General features: G+C 54.7%; 17 protein-coding genes and 2 pseudogenes. 11 read left to right on the forward strand and 8 right to left on the reverse strand.

The features are described from left to right. Positions 1-48: 48 nt before the first annotated feature. Positions 49-498, forward strand: a complete 450-nt coding sequence (locus IDH45_RS07950) for a GNAT family N-acetyltransferase (protein ID WP_190926315.1) — start codon at positions 49-51, stop codon at positions 496-498. A gap of 182 nt (positions 499-680) precedes the next feature. On the opposite strand, the gene IDH45_RS07955 is transcribed toward IDH45_RS07950, so the two are convergent. After that, entirely contained in the window at positions 681-1,943 is a 1,263-nt protein-coding gene (locus IDH45_RS07955) for an ATP-binding protein (RefSeq protein WP_190926317.1), read from the reverse strand. 178 nt (positions 1,944-2,121) lie between these two features. On the opposite strand from IDH45_RS07955, the gene IDH45_RS07960 reads away from it, so the two are divergent. Then, a complete protein-coding gene (locus tag IDH45_RS07960; protein ID WP_190926319.1) occupies positions 2,122-2,367 on the forward strand; it encodes a DUF3892 domain-containing protein in 246 nt (81 codons plus the stop codon). Between the two features lie 77 nt (positions 2,368-2,444). On the opposite strand, the gene IDH45_RS07965 is transcribed toward IDH45_RS07960, so the two are convergent. Continuing rightward, positions 2,445-3,200, reverse strand: a complete 756-nt coding sequence (locus tag IDH45_RS07965; protein WP_190926321.1) for an MBL fold metallo-hydrolase — start codon at positions 3,198-3,200, stop codon at positions 2,445-2,447. A 267-nt stretch (positions 3,201-3,467) separates the two neighbouring features. Here IDH45_RS07965 and IDH45_RS07970 point away from each other — a divergent pair, with 267 nt between their 5' ends. The 3 genes from IDH45_RS07970 to IDH45_RS07980 all read left to right on the forward strand — a co-directional run bounded on the left by IDH45_RS07970 (position 3,468) and on the right by IDH45_RS07980 (position 9,027). After that, positions 3,468-3,659 (forward strand): hypothetical protein, encoded by a 192-nt coding sequence (locus tag IDH45_RS07970; protein ID WP_190926323.1) that lies wholly within the window; start codon positions 3,468-3,470, stop codon positions 3,657-3,659. Between the two features lie 268 nt (positions 3,660-3,927). After that, positions 3,928-6,279, forward strand: a complete 2,352-nt coding sequence (locus IDH45_RS07975; RefSeq protein ID WP_190926325.1) for an FdhF/YdeP family oxidoreductase — start codon at positions 3,928-3,930, stop codon at positions 6,277-6,279. Positions 6,280-6,534: 255 nt separating this feature from the next. After that, positions 6,535-9,027: a putative bifunctional diguanylate cyclase/phosphodiesterase gene (locus IDH45_RS07980; protein WP_190926327.1), complete on the forward strand. Its 2,493-nt coding sequence runs from the start codon at positions 6,535-6,537 to the stop codon at positions 9,025-9,027. 104 nt (positions 9,028-9,131) lie between these two features. Here IDH45_RS07980 and IDH45_RS07985 read toward each other — a convergent pair whose 3' ends face one another. Beyond that, complete coding sequence (locus IDH45_RS07985) at positions 9,132-9,293, reverse strand: aspartyl-phosphate phosphatase Spo0E family protein (RefSeq protein ID WP_190926329.1); 162 nt, start codon at positions 9,291-9,293, stop codon at positions 9,132-9,134. A gap of 300 nt (positions 9,294-9,593) precedes the next feature. On the opposite strand from IDH45_RS07985, the gene IDH45_RS07990 reads away from it, so the two are divergent. Then, positions 9,594-10,205, forward strand: coding sequence for a stalk domain-containing protein (locus tag IDH45_RS07990; protein WP_190926331.1), 612 nt, complete (start codon positions 9,594-9,596; stop codon positions 10,203-10,205). A gap of 92 nt (positions 10,206-10,297) precedes the next feature. Continuing rightward, on the forward strand, positions 10,298-10,594 hold the full coding sequence (locus IDH45_RS07995) for a DUF1292 domain-containing protein (RefSeq protein ID WP_190926333.1): 297 nt from the start codon (positions 10,298-10,300) through the stop codon (positions 10,592-10,594). A gap of 93 nt (positions 10,595-10,687) precedes the next feature. On the opposite strand, the gene IDH45_RS08000 is transcribed toward IDH45_RS07995, so the two are convergent. Beyond that, the gene (locus IDH45_RS08000; protein ID WP_190926512.1) at positions 10,688-11,107 is read right to left on the reverse strand and encodes a DUF1885 family protein; all 420 of its coding nucleotides are present in this window, start codon (positions 11,105-11,107) and stop codon (positions 10,688-10,690) included. A gap of 213 nt (positions 11,108-11,320) precedes the next feature. Here IDH45_RS08000 and IDH45_RS08005 point away from each other — a divergent pair, with 213 nt between their 5' ends. Next, on the forward strand, positions 11,321-11,608 hold the full coding sequence (locus IDH45_RS08005; RefSeq protein WP_190926335.1) for a DUF3055 domain-containing protein: 288 nt from the start codon (positions 11,321-11,323) through the stop codon (positions 11,606-11,608). Positions 11,609-11,695: 87 nt separating this feature from the next. Here the strand turns inward: IDH45_RS08005 and IDH45_RS08010 are convergent, their stop codons facing one another. Further along, positions 11,696-13,165 (reverse strand): aminotransferase class I/II-fold pyridoxal phosphate-dependent enzyme, encoded by a 1,470-nt coding sequence (locus IDH45_RS08010; protein WP_190926337.1) that lies wholly within the window; start codon positions 13,163-13,165, stop codon positions 11,696-11,698. Between the two features lie 380 nt (positions 13,166-13,545). Between IDH45_RS08010 and IDH45_RS08015 the strand changes: the two genes are divergently transcribed. After that, on the forward strand, positions 13,546-14,823 hold the full coding sequence (locus IDH45_RS08015; RefSeq protein WP_317891168.1) for an MFS transporter: 1,278 nt from the start codon (positions 13,546-13,548) through the stop codon (positions 14,821-14,823). A gap of 67 nt (positions 14,824-14,890) precedes the next feature. Beyond that, positions 14,891-16,051 (forward strand): MFS transporter, encoded by a 1,161-nt coding sequence (locus tag IDH45_RS08020; protein ID WP_190926339.1) that lies wholly within the window; start codon positions 14,891-14,893, stop codon positions 16,049-16,051. A gap of 186 nt (positions 16,052-16,237) precedes the next feature. Here IDH45_RS08020 and IDH45_RS35410 read toward each other — a convergent pair. The 3 genes and pseudogenes from IDH45_RS35410 to IDH45_RS08030 all read right to left on the reverse strand — a co-directional run. Continuing rightward, positions 16,238-16,843, reverse strand: a pseudogene (locus IDH45_RS35410) (chitinase N-terminal domain-containing protein); the annotation flags it as partial. A gap of 213 nt (positions 16,844-17,056) precedes the next feature. Next, positions 17,057-18,301, reverse strand: a pseudogene (locus tag IDH45_RS08025) (OmpL47-type beta-barrel domain-containing protein); the annotation flags it as partial. 12 nt (positions 18,302-18,313) lie between these two features. Then, positions 18,314-20,419 (reverse strand): hypothetical protein, encoded by a 2,106-nt coding sequence (locus IDH45_RS08030; RefSeq protein ID WP_190926341.1) that lies wholly within the window; start codon positions 20,417-20,419, stop codon positions 18,314-18,316. Positions 20,420-20,866: 447 nt separating this feature from the next. Here IDH45_RS08030 and IDH45_RS08035 point away from each other — a divergent pair, with 447 nt between their 5' ends. Continuing rightward, positions 20,867-21,889, forward strand: a complete 1,023-nt coding sequence (locus IDH45_RS08035) for an efflux RND transporter periplasmic adaptor subunit (protein ID WP_190926343.1) — start codon at positions 20,867-20,869, stop codon at positions 21,887-21,889. The last annotated feature ends 13 nt before the right edge of the window (positions 21,890-21,902 follow it).

Below are 21,902 nucleotides of genomic sequence, written 5' to 3' on the forward strand. Positions count from 1 at the left end.
ATCTGGTATAATCGGTTCTAGACTCCAACAAGCTGCTGCAGAAAGAGGATGACCATGATCGAGACAATAACGGTACAAAATAAGGATCAGCTGGAGAGGTGCCTGAACTTACGCAGGGAAGTGTTCGTCAAGGAGCAGTCGGTTCCCGAGGAGCTCGAGGTGGATCAGTGGGATGTGCTCGGAAAGGAATGCCGGCATATTCTGATCCTGTCGGACGGGGAAGCGGCGGCGACGGCGAGGCTGATCCGCTACGACGCACAGACGGCCAAGATGCAGCGGGTGGCGGTCCGAAGCGCCTTGCGGGGGCAAGGCTACGGACGTATCGTGATGGAGGCTCTGGAGGAGTTGGCCCGCGAGCTCGGTTTTTCCCGCTCGCTGCTGGATGCTCAAGTAACGGCGCGTCCCTTTTACGAACGGCTCGGATACGAGGCGGTGTCCGAGGAACTGTTTTACGATGCAGGTATTCTTCATGTGAGGATGATAAAAACGATCGTCTAGACGGCCGGTCGCCAAGCAAGGCAGACAACAAAGGCGCTCCGTTGAACGGGGCGCCTTGTTGTGGAGCAGCGGAATATTCAAGTTTCATTCCGTGCTAAAGCGGTACATACGGCCGGCTTCCCTGAGGGCATGCGAACTAGGCGAACTAAGCATCCTGGCAAAGCTCCTCGGAGCCGGCTCTACTAGTCCGTCTCCGAAGGGACCGCCGTGCGGTTCGCTTCCGGCACGCCCGGCAACGGCAGCGAGATCCGGAACGTCGTACCTTTGCCCAGATCGCTTTCCACCTCGATCAATCCTCCGTGATCTTGGACGATTTTATGGCAGATCGATAACCCCAGCCCGGTTCCCGTATCTTTGGACGTATAAAATGGCTGGAAAATCTGGTCCAGCTCGTCCGGCGCAATCCCGGTCCCCGTATCCTTCACTTCCACGACGGCAAAGGCTCCCGACTGCATAAGCGCGATCGTCACTTGTCCTTGCTCGTGCATCGATTCGATCGCGTTTTTGATCAGGTTGAGCATCAGCTGGACGAGCTTGTCCGGGTCCATCCAAATCTGGATGGACGGGTGTGACGCTTCGTATACTAGCCGGTGTCCGAGACGGGTCGTTTCCGATTCGGTCAGCGAAATCACTCTTTGAATGCAAGTATGGACGGGCTGCAGAACGAAATGAGTGGCACTTGGCTTGGAAAATCGCAAAAACTCTGCCGTAAGCTCGGACATTCGATCAATTTCTTCCATAATCATGTTATACCAGGGCTCAATGTTGTACCCGTTTGAACGGGAAATTTGCAAAAAGCCCTTAATGGTCGTTAGCGGATTGCGGATTTCATGCGCCATCCCGGAAGCGAGCTCGCCGACGATTCGCAGCCGCTCGGAACGGGCGATGATCACTTCTCTCTTCATCCAGATGTCCTGCTTCATCGCAATCATGTTTTTCTCCGCTTTGGCGAGAAGCTGCTCGCGGGTCGTACCGTCGTCTGGAGATGAGGAAAACCCGTATGAGAGCTGCAGGCCCGTCAGCTTCGAAATTTCGGATTCGATAAACCGGCGTACCGATTCGAGCTCCGCCGCTCCGGCGCTTCCGAATACAACGGCCAGACGGCCGTCCCCGTAACGTGTAATAACCGCTTTGTCCGAGAAAGAAACGCTCAGCAGACCGGCGATTTGATTGGGCAGCCGAGCCCTTTCGGGATCGGGCTGGGACTGCTCCAGCATGTTGGTTTCGTTGCAATCGATCAATGCCGTCAGGACCGGAGAAGGCTCGCGCAGCAGGCCGTCCATATGCCGATGAAACACGTCGTATATTACAAGTCCGGCGAGCGGCTCGCGATGAGGCGGCTTGCCGGGGGTGGCGACGCGTTTATGTTTGTCCGCGATGTGGGCGATTACTGAACTGATGATGAACAACCCGGAACAAACGGCAATGAGTACGCCAAACAGCATAACATTACCTCCGTCTTAATGTTAAGAGGTATACCAACACAACAATACCATTCCGCTCCGGCTATTGGTACACGGACATTCTATAGATTTCCTCAAGAAACGTTAAAGTTCTAATAAAATAGCAGGATTCGGGAATGTTACATAAGGATTGGCAAATCAAAAAAAGGAGGCGGAGGAAATGAACTCCAATTCGAATAACGAAAGAGAAACATTCGTAGCCGTGCAAAAAAACGGGGACGGAGACATTACGGCCTTCCAAACGTCGACCGGACGTACGCTGAACTACGAGCAGGCTTTGGCGGAAGTGCAGGGCGGCCAGATCGCCGGCGTCAACGCATTTAAAGGGAGAGACGGCGAGACGTATATCCGGGGAGACGCCGACGGCGATCCGACCAACAACCTCGACAATCTCCCTACGTTCTGACAAATTTTTCGTTCACCACAGCATGAAAAAACCGGGCTCTAGGCCCGGTTTTTTGGCGTTTCCTTATTCCTATTCGTTCAGATGACGGCATCGGTCGGGAACGAATACGTCTTGCGCTGAAGGATAAACTTCATCAACCCGGTATGACTGACGTACGACTCCATATCGTCTCCGTAATGCATCAGCCATACTTTCTTCTGAATATCGGGGGGCAGCGTCATCAGTTCGGCGAGCGTGGCGTGTACCAGGCCGTGTCCTTCCAACTGGCAGTCGTGCAGCAGATACGTACAGCCCCGTTCGTGAACGGAGCGGATCAGCTCGGGATCGAACACCGTATCTCCGCTGTAAAACAGCTGATTGTTCAGAATAGCGGCGTAGCTCGGCATATTCCGGAAATGCGTGGTCGGCAAAATCTCAATCGTAAAGCCCGCATGGATCAGATGCGGAACCCTGCTTCTCAGCGGAATCACGTCAAAAAACTGGTCGAGCGACTGGTCTTCCTCCGCACCGTACTGCAGACCGCCCTTCAAGGAATGCTCCCACAACGGGCCGATCAGCTGTTCTTCGATGAAGAGTGCCGGTTTTTTCTTGTATTGAAACTTCAATCGCAGCATAAGCTCTTCGAAGCCGCCGATATGATCGGCGTGCAGATGAGTGACGAACACGCCGTCGATCCTGTCAAGCGGGGCGTTCAGCTCATGCATCGCAAGCGGTGCCGTAATGCCGAAGTCGATCATGAGCGTATACCCGTTGCACGTGACGAGCGCATTGTTGTTGTAATATTTTTTGGCAAAGGCCGAGCCCGTCCCGATCATCTGGATATCGATGCGCATATAGTTTCTGCTTCCTCCTTCGGCTGGTTCGAATAAACGTTGCATGCGCACGTCATTTGAGGACATATTGCTTCAAATGTATCATTTTTCCTGTCAAATGGAAAGGAGTTGATCACCGATTTTCGACAAATTTTTCAGTATGCCTGCGGCTTCCCCGCTCCGCAAATAAACGTACCCCGGTACAGAGGCGGAGTCTTGTTCGTCCTCTTCCGCATAGTATACAAGGCGATCAGGCAACGGGTCGACAAGCGCGCGGGAGGAAAAACGATGGCGGGGAAAAAAGTGAAAAAACAAGCGTCCTCGGGAAGGACGCAGGCTCATTACAAATTCGTAACTTCAGACGTATGCGCGGTGTGCAAGCATCAGTGCGCGCGAGGCATCCGGTATATGGAACGGATGAAGCAGCCTGGCGCAGTCGGCAGAGGCGTTCCTTGCGTGCTCACCCGTTATTTCAAGTGACCGTAATCCGTTCGGGACACGGATGTACGTTTATGCCGCTGCCTCCCAGGCCGTTGACAGTCCAGGGCCAAGGCAAGCGGTTATCTGGCGGCGAGCGGATCGTTTCTTGCGGTCCAATCGCCGCCTTCGTATGTGCGGGAGGGTCCAACGGCACAGACGACAAATCGGATCTGCGGCCGTTCCTGTTCCTTTTGATATCCCGGGATGCCGCGGAAGCGGTTCCATGGTATCATAATCGTATGGAAAATCGAGGAACGGAGGGTGAACCGTGGGCAAAACGAAACATTCCGGCCCGATGAAACTGGATACGAGGCTGAAGCCGTCGCTGTGGGTAAGCCCTGCGCCGCTTGGTCTCGGCAAAGTGAAGCCGCACCACATTTGGGATACGTTGAAAGCGGTTTACGACAATCGCGATAATCTCCCGTACGCCTACCGTATTCTGACACAAGGGGTATGCGACGGATGCGCGCTGGGCGTATCCGGGCTGCGGGACCGGACGTTGACCGGCCCGCATCTGTGCACGACCCGGCTGAACGTGCTCCGGCTGAATACGATGCCGGCCATCGAGCCCCGCTGGCTCGAGGATGTCTCGAAGTTGAGGGAGATGGACAGCGCCGAGCTTCGCAAGCTGGGCCGTATCCCGTATCCGATGATCCGGAGGAAAGGGGAAAACCGGTTTACTCGCCTCACCTGGGATGAAGCGCTGGAGCGGATCGCGGCCAAAATACGCAGCATCGACCCGAAGCAGCTCGCGATGTATTGGACCGCGCGGGGCATTACGAACGAAGTGTATTACACGGCTTCGAAGGTGGCGCGGTTCCTCGGCACGAACAATATCGACAACGCGTCGCGTATATGCCACTCACCGAGCAAGACCGCCCTGAAGCGGTCGCTCGGCATCAGCGCCTCAAGCTGCAGCTACAAAGACTGGATCGGCACCGACGTTCTCGTGTTCTGGGGCTCCGTTGCCGCGAACAACCAGCCGGTGTCGACGAAATATATGTACGCCGCCAAGAAAGCCGGCACCCGGATTATCGTGGTGAATCCGTACCGGGAGCCTGCGATGGAGAACTATTGGATTCCGTCGATTCCGGAGAGCGCCCTGTTCGGGACGAAAATCGTCGACGAGTTCGTCCAGGTACATATCGGGGGAGATATCGCTTTGATGAACGGGGTGATGAAATATTGGTTCGAGCTGGAGAAGGACCGCCCCGGAAGCGCCATCGACCGGAAATATGTGCACGAGCATACGACGGGATACGAAGAGCTTCGCAAGCATGCCGCTTCATTAAGCTGGCCTGCACTGGAGAAAAGCTCCGGGCTGACCAGACAGCAGATCGGCGAGTTTGCGCAGACACTGGCGTCGGCCCAAACCGGCGTGTTCGTCTGGAGCATGGGCTTAACCCAGCACCGGTTCGGTACGGACAACGTATCGCAGATCGCCAACCTGGCGATGCTCCGCGGTTTTATCGGCAGGGAGCGGTGCGGGTTGATGCCGATTCGCGGGCATAGCGGGGTACAGGGCGCCGGAGAGATGGGCGCCGAGCCGATGTCCTTGCCGGGAGGAGGGCCGATCGACGAGGAGAGCCGGGATCGTTTCGGGAAGCTGTGGGGGTTCCCGATTCCCGCCTGGTCCGGGGATATCGTCGGCTTGTCGCTGGAGAATGCGCTATTGCCGGATGGTCACGAGCGGCGTACCCGCGTCTTTTATACGAGCGGCGGGAATTTCCTCGAGACGATGCCGAAGCCGGAGTTCATCCGCTCCTGTCTGGAACGTATGGAGCTTCGGGTTCATCAGGATATTATTCTGAACACATCGACGCTTGCGGACGCCCGCGAGGAAGTGATCGTCCTGCCGGCGATGACGCGTTACGAGCAGCCCGGAGGCGGCACGTCGACGAGCACGGAGCGGATGGTTTATTACAGCCCGGAGATCGAAGGCCCGCGAATCGGGGAAGCCCGGGCGGAATGGGACATTCTCGTCGATTTGGCGGGGAGGGTCAAACCCGAGCACAAAGCGAAAATCGCCTTCCGCTCCGTACAGCACATTCGCGAAGAGATCGCGGAGGCCGTTCTGTATTACGACGGGATTCAGCGTCTGTCCAAGGCGGGGGATGTTTTCCAATGGGGCGGCGTATGGCTCTGCGAAGACGGAATCAGTCCTACGCCGGACGGCAAGGGACGGCTCCTGCCGATCCAGCTGCCGGAGCTGCGCAAGCCGGAAGGTCATTTGTATGTCACGACCCGCAGAGGCAAGCAGTTCAATTCGATGGTGTACAGCCGCATCGATCCGTTTAATGCGGCCAGACGCGACGACGTGCTGCTGCACGCATCGGATGCCGGGGAGCTGGGGATCGCCGAGGGCGAAGCGATCGTGGTTTATAACCGGAACGGTACGATGTACGGCCGGGCCAAATTCGCCGAGATCAAGCCGGGCAATGTCGAGGTGTTTTGGCCGGAAGGCAATGTGCTGTTTCCGGTCGGCGTCTATGAACCTCATGCCGGAATTCCGGAATACAACGGCGCGGTTATTATCGAGAAGGCGGAGACGTTTTTCGCTTTCAAAGACACCCGGTATGCCGAACGGCGAATCGCCGAGCTGGAGATCGGAACGGAGTAGCAGGCTCCCCCATAAGATCCGTAATCGGCCGGATGCTTCGGGCGAACGGTTCTAATGATAGAGATGGAGCGGCCCGGTGAAGTTTTCGCCGGGCTTTTTCTTTTGGCCCAAAAACCGGATAAGCCGTTGGGACTATTGGTCATGCAGGACTTTAGTCTAATTATTTGTCGAAGATCGATGAATTTCATGCAGGAATTGGAAAGATCACGTGGAATATATTGGAGTTACGATTAGAATGTGCTGAGGTTATGGACCATGAATCTACTTATGAAGCCGCTCGTTCGTTTGATGGGGCGAATGAAATATAAACAAAAGCTGTATTTGATGGCGCTTGCAGTTATCGTTCCGTTCAGCCTGCTGGCGGTGTATTGGATTCAGGATATCGAGGACGACTCCCGCCGGCTGCGAATCGGTCGGGAAAGTCTGCTCGTTCATGATGCGCTCGTGCAATTGTACGGCGACATACAGAGCCATAGAGATTTTACCGGACGCGTCTCAGCCGATCCAGCAGCTGTACAGGAGAAGCGCAAGGAGCTGCAGGCGGGGATCGATACGAAGCTGGCTGCTCTGGGACACGTGCTTCGCCAAACGAATGCTCCGGATAGCGTGACCGAGGACTGGCGAGTCGTCTCCGCCTACTGGAACGAATCCACGCGTGCGGAAACGGCCGTGAGTCCGGCGGAAGCCGTCTCCGTCCACTCGAAGGCGCTAAGCGCGATCTACGCGATGATGATCCGCACCGCCGAACGATCGGGACTCGGTCATAGCGCGGAACCGGCGACGGAACGGCTGGCGGAAGCGGCTCTGACGAAGCTGCCGGTCGTCATCAGCCAGGCGGATGATCTGCGTACGGCCGCAGCCCTCGAGCCGTCTCTCGGCGCTGAAGGCTTAAGTTCGCAGGTCAAGCAGCCGGCCGAAGAAACCGTCTCGAAATTGCTCCAATTGCGTGAAGGCACCCTTAGGCAGATTCCCGAGCCGCAAACGCAGCAGCGGTTGAACCAGGCTTTGGAAAGCGCTGTATCTGCATTTGCCGTGTTATCCGCCAAGCGGCCGGCCCTTGCTTTCGAAGCAGGCTTGACTCGTTTGGACAAGGAGCAGCTCGACTCCCTCTCCCGAGAGGCGGTTAAGAAAGTATATGACGTATACGCGGAATATTCGAGGCTGCTTGACGATACGTTGAAGCAGCGCGCTGCCCGTCTGAAATCCGGCAAAATCGTCGTCGTTCTGTTTGTCATAGCCGGCCAGCTGGCATCGATTCTGCTGTTCGCGGCCATCTACAAATCGGTTATCGGGTCGGTGGCCGAACTGAAGCGCGTATCGCGAAGGATCGCCTCCGGGGATTTATCGGCACGGGTCCGTCTGCATGCCCGCGACGAATTGCGCGAGGTGGAGACGGCGTTTAACAGAGTCATCGATTCCTTCGACCAGACGATGTCCGAAAGAAAGCTGGAAGAGGAGCAGATGCGGCACAAGGCATACTACGACGCGCTGACCGGACTGCCGAACCGGTTCCTGCTGCAGGACCGGCTCCGCACGGCGATCTCCCACGCGAGCAGGCAAGGGGGGATGCTGGCGGTTCTGTTTATCGATCTGGACGGATTCAAGCATATTAACGATACGCTCGGACACCGGACAGGTGATATGCTGCTTCATGCGATCGCCGGACGGCTCCGCTCGCGACTCAGGGAAAGCGATACGGTGTCCCGGGTGGGCGGGGACGAATTTATTATCTTGCTGCCTGACCTGTCAGAACGGCAAGTCGCGGCTTACGTGGCGCGCAAGCTTGTAGACGAGATGTCCAAGGCGTTCGTATTCGAAGGGCAGGAATTGTTCGTATCGGCGAGCGTCGGCATTAGCCTGTACCCGGGCGACGGAACCGATTCCGACACGCTGCTCCAGAAGGCGGACTCGGCGATGTACCGGGTCAAATCGAGCGGCAAAAACAATGTCCAGCTGATCGACAACGAAGACAAGGGCGGCGTGCAGCAGAAGCTGAATCTGGAGAACGAGCTGCGGATCGCGCTGGACAAAGGCCAGTTCCATGTCGTCTATCAACCGATAGTCGGAGCGGAGAGCGGGACGCTGGCGGGGATTGAAGCTTTGCTGCGCTGGAACCATCCGAGACGCGGGCTTCTGTACCCGGCGGACTTTATGGAGGTGGCCCAGCAGAGCGGACTGATTGTCCGGATGGACGAATATACCCTTGCGGCCGCATGTCGGCAGATGAAGGGTTGGAAGGACGGGCTCGGATGGAACGTTCCGGTATCGGTGAACTTGTGCCTGCATCCGGAGTGGCGGGGCCGGCTGGCGGACAAAGTGTCGGAGCTGCTTGCCGCGAGCGGGCTCCATGCCGATCAGCTCGTGGTGGAATTTACGGAAAACCGGGTGTTTCAAAACCTGGACGAGACGCTGCACATCCTAAAGAGCTTGCGTTTGCTCGGCGTACGCATTTTGCTGGACGATTTCGGAACCGGATTTTCGTCGTTCACGCATTTGAAGAAGCTGCCGATCGACGGGCTCAAAATAGACCGCACGTTTGTAAAAGACATTCCGCACGGACTGAAAGACTCGGCGATCACCGCTTCGACGGTAACGCTTGCCAAGCAGCTTCATATGCGTGTAGTTGCAGAAGGAGTGGAGACGGAGGAGCAGCTCCAATATTTAAAGCAGATCGGTTGCGGTGAAATTCAAGGGTATATCGTATCCAAGCCGGAAACGGCGGGTGTGATTGCAAGCCGTTTTCGGTAATGCCGGTCTGCCAGGCAGCTCGGCGAATGATAGAATTGGAAACAGCAGGGAAGTGTGACGCTGAAAAAGAACCGCAGCATATTGGAAACCGGGCTGCAGGATCTTTAGCGGCTGTACCGCATGACTTTGACAATTAATTGGTCCAGCTGTTGGCTTATTTCCAGTACTTGAGGATGTCCGAAGTTGAATTCATATATTTTTGCCGTGCGCAGAAGTTGTTTTTTTAACAGGTCGATTTCGACTTGAAGGCCCGTCAGATGATTCATGATGATTCCGCTTCCTCTTTCTGATGTATATTTCTGTATCAGTTTACATGATTTTTATTGATCGTGTAACACCATTCCGTGCAGGTTTATTTTTGTTTACAAACTACTTGGGATTCATGTAAAATATAATATTTACCAATTCATAGAAAGCTCTATCAATCATCCATATAATAGAACAAACAAACGATTCTTGCGGCTGATTCTAATAAGACCGGCAAACTTTTGTGACGGTTTCCCGCAACTTTTTGCAGACGTGCGAGTATAACGATTCAGAACAACACGTTTGATGGAGGTAATCGCATGAAGGTGAAGCGGCTTGCCGCACTAACAGCAACATTAGTCGTGCTTGGGGCAGGAATCGTATACGCTGGCTCCCCGTGGGGAGATTATAAAGGTTTTGACAAAGTAAAAGTGCAGGTAAACGGATCGGCGGTGCCCGATGGCGATGTTCCTGCGTTTATGATCGACGGCCGCGTCGTGCTGCCGCTTCGTGCTTTATCCGATTCGCTTCAGGCCGTCGTCCAGTGGGACGATTCAGCGAAGACGGTTAATATGTATAAACCGAATGTACATATGTTCGTCGCCGAGAAGCTCGGCAAGAAAGATTCGCTCGAAACGCCGTTCGGAGCCGTACCGCTCGGCAAAAAGCTGGATTTTGTCGTATCCGCGCAGGTCGACAGCTTGACTACACCGATCGATGCGTTCAAGATCGATCTGGTGTCTCCGGCCGGTGACGTGATCCGGACGACGGAAGTGCCGATGGAACAAAGCAAGGAGAGCTTCTGGTATACATGGCCGCTTGAAGCCGTCCATTTTGAAGAGTCCGGCACCTATAAGATTGAGTTTAAAATCAAGATCGACAAATCGCAAGATTACGCCGTCGTCTCTGAGAAAAAAATCATTTCCCAGTAAGCTCCGCGCGCCATTCGTTTCATTGACCGTCGATAGGGAACATGGTACGATAGGATGGGTTTGAAATTCAATCGATGAAACGAGGGTTTTGCATGAGCGACCATCAGCACGACGAAAATTGCGGCTGCGGAGAGCATGAGGAAGACGTATTTATTTTAACCGACGAAGACGGCAACGAACACGAGATGGTGATCGTATATACGTTTGAAACGAAAGAGAAAGCGTACGCCGTATTGCTGGACCGCAACGACCCGGAATCGGACAGCATCATTTTCCGGATCGATGAAGAAGGCGAGGAGTCTTTCCTGGTCAATATCGAAGACGATGCCGAGTGGGAGCACGTTACGGCAGTATACGAGCAGATCGTAGAATCAGAAACCGAGGCATAAGATAGCGAAAAGAACCCCCTTTGCACGAGAGTGCAGAGGGGGTTCTTTGGTTTTGCTAGAAGAGTAGCGCCGGACAGAGAGAACGTGATTCTATCACTTGCGCGGATTAAAGTACATCGTCCGGCCGTTGAACAGCCGAAGCTCAGCCTTTAAGTGACGCGCCAAATATTTGCACAATTCGTTGCCTTTGGACTTGTCGCCGTGCGTCGAGTCATCGGGAAGCGTCACTTGAATGTACGTTTTTTCTTTCTCTTCTTCAGTTTGGGTGCCGACGCCGAACAATATGTATTTATACAGAGGATTGCTGCCTTTCAAGTAAAACCATTTGCCCTGGCCTTCCGGCTTCGTCTCGATCGAATAAGGAAACGCGGAAGCGGCATAGTCCCATCCTAGCTGACGGCCCGTTAGCCCGGTTTGCTCTTGGTAACGGCCGAGGTGATCTTTCAGTTCGTCCAGCGTCAGGGTGGATGCGGCCGATCCGTCCACCAAATAAATGTAAGCGCTTTGCGCCATCGTTACACCGCCCTTGTCGTTCCGTTTGTCAATGACCATCATAGCACTTCATCCCTTCATTGACAATATCCGCTGACGCCGGCGGATGAACCAATCCCTTATCCGGGACGAGACGGATACATTTATCATTGTCAAACTGGCGAGGAGAATGGTATAGTAACTGTAAAATATTATAAATATTCAGAAAATTCAAACGAACGGGGCGTGATTCGCATGTTTGAACGTTTGTATGATACGTCCGAGCAAGCTCAAGTACAATTTATCGGCTATGCTTCCGACCGGGCACGCTACGATTTCGGAATTGTGTATACGAACGCCTTTTTCGGCAAACCGATCGTATTTTGTATGCAGACGAACCGTTCGACTCTTCTCGATTATGAAGATCTCGATAATTTGACTTATCTGCAAAAAGCGTTCCAGCTCACAACCGCCGAAGCGGAGGAAGTATCGGCACTGATGAAGCAATTTATTCCGACCTTGTCGATTAAGGATCAATATTAAAGGTTCGGACCGGAAACCAAAACGGAGAGGGGCCAGGGGCTCCTCTCCGTTTTGTATGGGCTGCCCGCCGGCAGAACGGCAAATTTCTCAGAAAATCGGCTTGGTCTCGACGATCACTTTGACGAATTCGATCGTGCGGTCTTCCGGGCCTTTGACCGGCAATCCGACCTCCAGATGATCGACGATATAATCGATGTTGTCCTGAGAGATCACTTCGCCAGGAAGCAGGATCGGTATCCCGGGCGGGTATACATAAATAAATTCGGCCATAATGCGCCCCGCAGATTCTTTAAACGGCACAATCTCCGTATCTCCGTAAAAAGCGTCGCGGGGGGTCAGCGACAGCTGCGGAATTTCCGGAATGTGAATAACGAGCTCGTTCGAATGATTGACGTTGTGCGTTTCCTTGGAGAGCTCCGCCAGTGCCCGGATCAAAATGTCGACATTCTCCTGCGTATCGCCCGGTGTGACGAGGCAGAGAATGTTGTACATATCGCTCATTTCAATCTCGAGGTTGTACTTCTCCCGCAGCCAGTTCTCGGCGTCATACCCCGTAATGCCCAGATGGCGTACGTGCACGGTCACTTTGGTCGGATCGTAGTCAAACGTCGCTTCCGTTCCCAATATTTCTTCCCCGAAGCAATGCAGTCCGGGTATTTCATTAATCGCCCTGCGGGCGTATTGGGCCAGCTGCAAAGCTTTCTCCGCGATCGCTTTGCCGTTCAGCGCCAAGTTTCTGCGAGACGTATCGAGTGAGGCCAGCAGCAAATAAGACGTCGAAGTGGTCGTCAGCATGCTGATGATCGTCTGAATCCGGCGCTGGTTGATTCTCGGACCTTGCACGTTCAGAATCGAGCTTTGCGTCATCGAGCCGCCGAGCTTATGAACGCTGGTGGCCGCCATGTCGGCGCCGGCTTGCATTGCCGATATCGGCAAATCGTCATGGAAATGAATCAGCGCCCCGTGAGCCTCGTCGACGAGTACGGGAATATCGTAGCTGTGCACCAGCTCGACGATTTCTTTCAGGTCGGCGCATACTCCATAATAGGTCGGGTTGATCACGAGCACCGCTTTAGCGTCCGGATGCCGGCTTAACGCTTTTTTGACGGAGCTGGTCGTGACCCCGTGATCGATCCCCAGATTGGCGTCGCGCACCGGCGACAGGAAGATCGGTTTGGCACCCGAGAAAATGATGGCAGACAATATCGATTTATGCACGTTGCGGGGAACGATGATTTTATCGCCTTCTCCGACGACGGACATAATCATGGTCATAATCGCGCCGCTCGTGCCTTGGACGGAGAAGAACGTATAGTCGGCTCCGAATGCGTCGGCTGCGAGCTGCTGCGCTTCCAGGATTACCCCTGTCGGCTGGTGAAGATCGTCCAGCGGCGCTATATTGATCAGGTCGATCGAAAGTGCGTTATCTCCGATAAACGAGCGAAACTCGGGATCGGAGCCGACCCCCGTTTTGTGTCCGGGAATATGAAACTGAATCGGGCGTTTGGCCGCATGCCCGGTCAGTGCGGTAAATAAGGGGGTGCGGTTATGATCCATGCGGTCATCCCTTCCTTCCGGCGATTTCGAATGATATGCTTAAAGAGTTGCTCAAAAAGTCCACTCTTGATCACGGACTTTTTGAACTCACGCTTAAAACTAAACAAGCTTGAGTATATCAAATTGGGCGGGTGATGCAAGTTTTTATTTCATTAAAACTTGCACCATTGATGCAAAGTTTTTATTTCATTAAAACTTGCACCATTGATGCAAAGTTTTTATTTCGTGAAAAACATGCATCGTCGATGCGAACTTTTTATTTCATTAAAACTTGCACCGTAGACTTCCCTAAGCGAACATCGGCTTCGCGACGTTTTGCGGCCCTGCTCCTGGGGTAGACTAACCAATAAGTAGATTCTTATATCGGCTGAGGTGAACAAGTGAACCGGTTACTATCGTTTTGGAACGAACAGAAAAAATTTCTTACTCCTTTCGTGGTGATGCTTTTGGTCATTATGTTTATTGTTGAATTCGTAAAGGGAGCGATTCTCGTCTCGATATTGCCGATATATATGAAGTCGGTGCTCGGGATTACGACGTTTTTAATCGGGTGGACGCTTGCGCTTCAATACATAGGCGACAACTTGTTCCGTTCCCCGATCGGCTGGCTGATCGATAAAGTCGGCTATCGTCCGGTTATGCTGGGCGGGGTGATCGTGACGCTGCTATCGGTGCTTATTCTCGTGTTTTTTCGTCAGCCGTATTGGATCATGCTGTCCTGCACGCTGCTCGGAATCGGCACATCGCCTTTATGGCCCTGCGTCATTACGGGGGCGACGAATTCGACGGGAGAGAAGGCGACCGGCACTACGATGTCGGTCATCAATATATCGTGGTTATCCGGGGTCGGCATGGGGCCGGTCGTCATCAATTTTTTTATCGGAGACACCTACAGAACAGCGTTCGGAATTTTGCTCGGCCTGATGGTGCTGACTGTCGTCGTCTCGCTGTTTTTGCCTGGCAAAGGATACGGTTCGGATCTGAAGTCCCTGGTGAACGATTACCGGGCCGAGCACGGGTCGCGCGGGTCCGCAGAAGGCTTCTTTACCCGGCAGGCACGCAAGATCCGTTTATATATGGATGAAGTGCGCCGTTCGCTCCATGTCAGTTGGGTATTTTATCCTTCGTTGTTCGCCCAGACGTTCGCTCTCGGGTTGCTGACGCCGGTGCTAACGCTGTATGCGAGGACGATCCTGAACTTGACGCCTGCCCAGTACAGCCTGTTTCTGGTTGCCGGGGGAGCGGTTACGGTACTTTTTCTTATCCCTGTAGGCAAGCTTGTGGATCGTTTCGGCGTCCGCTGGTTTATTAATATCGGGCTCGTGCTCAGCTCTGTGACGCTGCTGACGTTCACTTCGGTGAAGTCCGTCGGCTGGGTGCTTGTGCTGGTGATGCTGCTCGGGGTCGGTTATGCCCTGATCATCCCTTCCTGGAATGCGCTTATCGCCTCGGTTATTCCGAAGGAGAAGCGCGGCGCGATCTGGGGGTTTTTCCTCACGATCGAAGGATCGGGCAACGTGCTCGGACCGATCCTATCGGGCAAGCTGTGGGATTCGATTGGCTATCAGGCGCCGTTTCTGTTAAGCGGGTGCGTGCTTGCCGTCCTTTTCGTTCTACAATTGTTCATTTTTGTCGACCGTAAAGTTATGGTAAGATGATTAAAGCGCCTGCAAACGCAACGGTTTGGCTAGTGTTGTATACTACGTTTTCGGAGGCCTTTCGTCCATGAACAAGCAGATTGGGGTCATCATGCTCATTCTGGTGACCATCTTTATCGGATTCGGCATTATCATTCCGGTCCTTCCGGAAATTGTCAGTCCTTTTCATCTCAGTATGATGCTAACGCTTTACTCCGCGATCTCGTTCGTGATGTCGCCGTTTTGGGGCTCGTTATCGGACCGGATCGGCAGACGGCCGGTGCTGCTGCTCGGTCTTGTCGGATTTGCCGTGAGCTTTCTGATTCTCGGCCTTGCCGGCGATTCGTTATGGCTGATGTATGTGTCCCGCATTCTTGGCGGCGTGTTCTCCGGCGCGGCGACTTCCTGTGCAGTCGCTTATGTGGCGGATATTACGACGGAGGACAACCGGACGAAAGGGATGGGGCTGGTCGGCATGTCGATCGGGCTCGGGTTCATTTTCGGTCCGGCGATCGGCGGGCTGCTGGCGGGCTTCGGCTTGTCGATTCCGTTTTTCGTCTCCGCAGCCTTGTCGCTGATCACGTTCCTGTTTGCGTGGAAACGGCTGGTGGAGTCGCTTCCGGCAGAGAGCAGGGGACAGAGCGGCCAGAAGCGGGTGTCCCGATGGACCGCTTTCTCGGGTCCGCTCAAATATTTGTATGTGCTGTCGTTTTTCGTGACGTTTACACTGGCCGGCATGGAGGCGACGCTGCAATACTTCCAGATGCTCCGGTTTAATGCGACTCCGATGGATATCGGCATTATGTTTCTGGCCAGCGGCATCGTAGGGGCGGCCATTCAGGGAGGCGTCGTCCGGAGGCTGGTTAAACCGGGGGACGAGCCCAAAGTGATCGCGATCGGGCTGCTGCTGTCTTCGGTCGGATTTTTCCTGATCCTCCTGTCGTCGAACTTGCTGACCGCTTCGATTTATTTAACCGTATTCGGCGCGGGCAACGCTTTGATCCGTCCGTGCGTGTTGTCGCTTATTACGCAGAAAACGAAAGTCGGCCAAGGCGTAGCGACGGGCTTGAACTCGTCCATGGACAGCCTCGGCAGAATCGCCGGACCGCTGATGGGGATGGGTGCCTTTCACCTCAACGTCAATATGCCGTTCGCGATCGGCGGCGTCCTGTGTCTGGCCGCAATCCTGCTGCTCGTTCCGTACCGGGCGCTTGACCGCCGGATGAAAGCGGAAAGCGCGGCCGGCTGATCGCAGCCTGCTTGCAATGGGAGTGGCTCCTGCCGGTAACATTCCTGCGTCCGCGTCCGCTGTGTTCACCTCGAGCCGCAGATTTTTTCTAGCTGCACATATCCGCTACGAAAACATATAAAGCCCCCCGGTAACGCCTGACGGCATTTCCGGGGGGCTTTGTTGATGCGTTGTGCGTCTGGCTTGTTACTTCGTTACCGAAACGGTAATCGATGCGCTGGAGGTCACTCCGGCATAGTTGACCAGCTCGGCCCGATACGTATACGTCCCGACCGGCTTGTTGCTTATAAGCGTCGCCGCCGATTGCGCCTGAGGCGTCCGGGCGGTCAACGTCTGCATGTCGATCAGCGTTCCGTTCTCGTACAGCCGGTACGACTCTCCGTTCGTTCCCCACCACATATTCATACTGATCGTAAAGTTCCCGTCCTTATCCCAATTATCGTGAGAGAGAATAGCTTTGGCCGGTGCGGCATCGGTTACGTTAACGGTCAGCACGCCGCTTTTCGTCGTGCCTTAAGCGTTCGTAAGCTCCGCATAGTAACGGTAGGCCCCGTTAGGTTTATAAGTGACGGACGTAACGGTCGCCTGCGCATGAGGCGAATTGTCGAGAAGCGTCCGGGTGTCGATCACCACGTCGTTCTCATACAATTTGTACAAGCTGCCGTTATTGCCCGACCACATGTTCATCATGATGTTGTAGCTGCCGTCCGCCAGCCCGGTGTCGTGTCCATTATCGTGGGATAAAACCGGTTTCCCCGGCACTCCGGTGCTTTTCGTTACAATATTCGTCACGGTAGCGGTTTGGCTGCCCCGATTGCCCGCCTCATCGATAAATTCGAACGTAAAGCTGCCGTTGGTTTGAAACGTATAGCTGGCCGATCCGCCGTTGTTCGTAATCGTAACCGGTTCGCCCGGCGCCAAGGCAGCCGTAACCGGGCCGCTGGTCGGCGAAGTGCTGCTGTAAGTGACGGAAGCGGCCGGTGCCGTCGTATCGATCCGCAGCGAAGCAGTCTTGACGGCTTCGCCATTGCCCGCCATGTCCGTCGAACGGTAGCTGATCGTATAGGAGCCATCCTGATCGAGGACGAACGGGCCCGTATAAGCGTTCCAGGCGGCTCCGCTGTTCAGGCTGTACACGGTGTCCATTACGCCCGCACCGCGGTCGTAGGCGGACATGGTGACCGTAACCGGGCTGACGTACCATCCGTTCAAGCCGTCCGGCTGCCCCGGCGACAGTTCCACAGTCGTTACGGGAGCCGTGCAGTCCATCAGCATGTTTTTCAAGTATATCTTCCGCTTGTCGTCCACGTTGTAGCGCAGCTCCATCCAGGTCCGGACGTTCTGGAACAGCTGATCCGTTTGCACCGCATTCAAGCTAGCCAGTTGGCTCATCGGAGCGCCTTTCGCCGTGCCGTCCTTAATCAGAGGCAGGACGACACGGTTATAGAAGGCGATGTCTTGCGTAGCGGGGTTCTGGGACCAATAGGCGGTCAACTCCGCCGATTTGGTTTGGAACGACGCCCAGGCTTTGGCCAGCACATATTTCTGGATCGCCATCCGCTGCTCCGCCGTCGGAGCCTGAAAGCGCAGCAGGTTGAACTTCCCGGGCTGATGGACGTGCCCTCCCCAAGTCTGGCCGTCGGATGGGGACCAGCGGATCAGGTTGAACTGCCAGTCTCCGCCGTCCAGAGGCAGACGGTCGTACACGTTCTCCCAAGGAATAACGACCACCGTTCCCCAGCCGGTCGGAATTTGTCCCGTATTCACCTTGACGCTGCCTTTCAGCGGACGGTTATCCCGGTACTCGGTCTGCCATTCGTAATATTCGATCGGCCCTCCGTCCGTCGGCACAATCATCTGATGGTAGGGGAGATCGCCTTCTCCAGGGACTACAAAAAACTCGAACGAGCTCGGCTTCAGGCTTCCGCCCGCATCGTTCTCCCATTCGTTCGCCTGGAAAAACATATACAAGCCGTCCTCGCGATATACCATATAAAAGGAAGTTTCGCGCGGGCCGCCCGGCGGAATCGGGGTACCGGGCCAGTAAACGCCGAACCGCGTCTCCTTATATGCCGGATTGTTGAAATAAGAGCTTTGCGCCCAATCCGTCGGAGATTGGAGCGATTGCTCCGTCCAAGTGACCGGATACATCTTCTTCGTCTCGGCCTGCGCACTCGCTGGGCTCATACCTGAAGCGGCCCATACAAGCGCAAGTAGCAGGATGATAACTCGCCCTGATTGTCGGAACATCGTACCGCCTCCTTAGTGGGTAGTTTCCAAATCAAGCAACAGCCCGATATGCCGGATCATCTCCAGCCGGAGCAGATCCTGATTCGTCGAACGTTCGTCGACTTCTTCGAGCCAGAACAAGGCGTTGTTCGCGGCGGCAACCCGATCGGCCTGACCCGACGCAATCGCTGCGGCGGCAGCCTGCTTCAGCTTGGTCGCATAGCGGATATCGTCGATCCCTTCGCGGAATCCTTCCCAGGCGATCGTGTCGATCAATTTCGTTCTTGTCGGATAGACGAGGTTGAAGTTACGGAATTCGTCCTGGATCGAGTTGTCGTTCCAGATGTTCGGAGGGCCTTCATAGAAAATATAATTGTATGTAGCGTCATAGTTGGCTTTGTACGTCCACATCCCGTGACGCTGGCGCATCAGGTCGGGATTTTCCGGTCCGGTATGCGGATACGCGTAATTCGTGATCATTTTGTCGCTGCCGAAGGAGTGCCACATATCCGCCTTTTCGCGGGTCGGCTCTCCGACGATGTTCAAGAAGTTTTCTTTCACATCCAGCTCGAAGTGGCGTTCGGTGCCGGTAGAGAACACTTTGACTCCCTTGTCGTGCATGTACTGCCACATCTCCTGCTGGAACTGCAGCATCGTCCAGGAAGGCTCATCCCAGCCGTCAAAATACAGGTTCGTGTGGCCGACGAAGTTGGAGACGTAATCGTACGCCTCGTCGAGCGCGGCCTTTTGCGCGTTAACGCCGTTTCGCCATGCGTAGTAGAGGGTGTCCATCGCCTGCTTGTTCGCTTCGGTCGGGTTCGCTTCATAAGTCGCCTTGGCAGCCAAATAACCTGTGTATTTATTGAATATATCGTAGGGAGGAAACGTCTGCTTCACGCCGAACAACGGGTTCAGACTGAGGCCGGCCTGCTGCATAAGCTCCAGCTGCTTCGTGAAGGTCGCCCGGTCGGCAACCGAATATAGCGGTCCGGGGATATGAAGCGCGTTATGATCGGCGAGATTCTGGTAATCGTTTAACAGCTTGGTCTCAACGAGAGCGAGATCCCCTTTGGCTTGAACCAAATGTTCCTTCACTCGGCTTTGGTGGTAAAGCATGACGTAAAAGTCTTTGTTCACATCGTAATACGTTTTCGGCTGAGGAAGCTCATAAGGAAGGACGCGGACATGTAAGGCGAGGCTGCCTGCCGGGACGCCGTCCGCTACGATGTCGATCGAGCCGGTATAAAAGCCGGCGGCGGCTTGGCCGGGAACTTTCAAGGTGAGCCACATCTGCTTCGATTCCCCCTGCTTCAGTTCGATTGGCAGAAGAGTCAGGCTGTCCTCGACCGGTTCCTCGTATGTGTTGAATTTGGTCGCCGGGATGTTGGAGATGTCTTTATACTGGGAGCCGGTCGGGTAGTCGACACGCAAGGAGTTGCCTTTGCGGTTATGGTCGACGAGAATGAGGTTTTCATCGTGCAGCAGCAGCTCGGGAACCAGCACTTGCTTGGAGGAGTCGCTAAAGTAGCTTTGCCAGGCCGTTCCGCCCTGATACCAGGTTTTGACGACCCGCAGGTCGATAGCGCCGGCCGGAATCGTGCCGCCTTCCCCTGTCAAATCGCTGACGGCAAAGGTGACGGAGCTTACGTCGGAGAGCGGGGCGAGGACGAAGGAAGCTGCTTCGAATTCCCCTTTCGCCGAGATGACCGACAACTGATCGGATAAGACGCCGTCTTGCGGAAGCGTATCCGGCAGCCGCTTTTCCGGGCTGATCGGGGGAGCCTCGTAGACGATAAAAGGCGAGTGCGTCCAAGGGGCGTAGCTGCCGAGAAGGTTGACGTCCGAAGCGAGCTTAATGGCGTAGCCCAGCGCTTTGTGCGTTTTCAGGCCGACCTCGGGCGTAATGTCGGCTGAGCCCAGCACTGTATTCGCTTGATTGCGAACGCTTTCAAGAAATTGCTTCAACGGAAGCCGGTCGGTAATGCCGAGGAGCGCATTCAGTTCACTGACTTGGGCGGCCAGCCTTTCTCTCGACCAGGAGTCGCCTGGAGCGGGGGAAGCAGAATTCGCCATAGCCGGCGAGACAACGAGAAGCAAGGTGCAGAGCATAGTGACGACAAGCATCAGACGCTTGAACAACAAGATCACTCCCTCGTATTCCATTGTGACGGTTGCAGTCTGCGCACACTGCAGCCTTATATTTCACTCCACTGCGGCTTGACTCGGGCGGCCAACCCCGATACAGCTGCCGCACTGCAGGAAATAACGAACTCTCCATATCTGCTTCACCCTGCTGTAGCTGTAACCATCGGCGTTCTCGTGTATCCATTCTCCTCCTGTCCTCTTAGAAAACGGTTCGATTCATATTATACATTATAATTTATGTATGTAAATGTTTTTCTCATTTGCGCATTTTGCATCGAAATCATGCGGGTTCAGGATAAAATAAGCAGATAAAATCTTTGTTTTTTTTCATTATGCAATTTATTTATATTTATAAAAGTGGTAATATGCAGTTAACTGGAACAGGAACGGACCTGGAGAAAGACGGATTCGGCATGAAGTATTCCCGTGGAGGATGGACGAATGCGGAACAGAATTAGCTGGTGGAGAGCGGGCTTGACCGGACTGGGGTGCCTGACGCTGGCTTTGTCCGGATGCACATTGTGGCCGAAGGAAGAATCGGTGCTGAAGCCGCCGCTCGTATTGCCGCAGAAGGAAATCTACAATTTGCACGAAGTGAAGCGGGGGACTGTGACCCGGCAGGTGAAAGGGATGGGCTTGTTCCAATCGTCCGACGTCGTCAGCCAGCACTTTTATTCTACGGGCAAAGTAACGGCCGTTCCGGCAAAACCCGGAGACCGGGTCCGGCAGGGAGACCCTCTGATCGAGCTGGAGATCGGGCTTGGCGATATCGCCGTCAAGGAACGGGTCCGGGACTTGGCGAAGGCGAAGCGCAATCTGAATCTGGCCAAGGAAATCCGGGACGAGGAGCTGATTCCGATCCGAATATTGGAGGTGGATATCGCCGAGCGATTATGGAACGATGCCCAGTCGCAACTGGACGGCAAAACGATGCGGGCGCAAATCGACGGCATTATCGTCGCTATGGAAGAGGTGAAGATCGGAGATACGGTTGAACCGGCTAAACCTTATGTAACGATAGCCGATCCGCAAAGGATCGAGCTGACCTACACATCGTCCGGCTCCGATAATGTGCAGGAGGTCCGGGCCGGGATGCGGGCCGACATCGTGTACCGGGACCGGCAGCTGCAAGGGACGGTGGTCCAAAGTCCGGCAAACGCACCGTCTATCGGTCAGAAATCGCAAAACGCCGGTTATGCGAACACGATATATGTGCGGCTGGACGATGCCGGCATCCGCCCGGAGCTGAACGACAGCGCGGAAATTCAAATCATGCTCCAAAAGAAGGAGAACGTCATCGTCATTCCGAGGTTCGCACTAACCTCTGTTCTGGGGCGTACTTACGTCAAAGTGCTGGAAGGAGAACGGATTCGGGAGGCCGATGTAGAGACCGGGCTCGAGTCGGCTACAGAAGTCGAGATCGTCAAAGGGCTGGAAGAAGGGCAGCAGATCATGATCCAGTAACGGCCGGGCTCCG

It is taken from the genome of Paenibacillus oceani, from assembly GCF_014705615.1.
In the GTDB taxonomy this organism is placed as follows: domain Bacteria; phylum Bacillota; class Bacilli; order Paenibacillales; family NBRC-103111; genus Paenibacillus_AB; species Paenibacillus_AB oceani.